Annotated in this window: 1 protein-coding gene; it reads right to left on the reverse strand. The window is 70.7% G+C overall.

Going from position 1 to position 433, the window contains the following annotated elements:
* A partial coding sequence (locus tag GWG67_RS38830; protein ID WP_275174910.1) for a cupin domain-containing protein occupies positions 1-412 on the reverse strand: 412 nt, incomplete at its 3' end.
* Positions 413-433: the final 21 nt, after the last annotated feature.

The following is a 433-nucleotide window of genomic DNA, read 5'->3' on the forward strand; positions in this document are numbered from 1 at the left end:
CCATTGGGGCGTAGCCGATATCGCCTGCGTCGAAGCTCTCGACGACGACATGGCCTTCGGCCAGGAACACGGCCATCTCGGCCGATCCGTCCAGGTAATATTGCCATTCGTCCGCATTCGGGTGCCAGTGCAGCTCCCGCATCGCCCCCGGCTCGATCTCGAGCACCGATCCCGCCATCGTGGTCGAGAGCGGGAATTCGTCGACCGTGACGGTGCGCTGGGTGCCGCCTCCGGGGACGCGCCGCGGTTCCTGTGCGTGGAGCGGGTACCGATGCCGCGACGTCAGCTCCGGCCGCGCCCGGGGCGCAGCATCCGGCGACCGGTCGTCCGGCACGGGGCCCAGGGCGAAGTACGCTTCGCCCCGGGGCAAGCCGGCGCGATCCGCCGGTGCGAGGCCGAGGTTCTGTGCCAAGGCGGCCTCAGGCGTATGCGC

Source organism: Bradyrhizobium sp. CSS354 (genome assembly GCF_029051725.1).
In the GTDB taxonomy this organism is placed as follows: Bacteria; Pseudomonadota; Alphaproteobacteria; order Rhizobiales; family Xanthobacteraceae; genus Bradyrhizobium.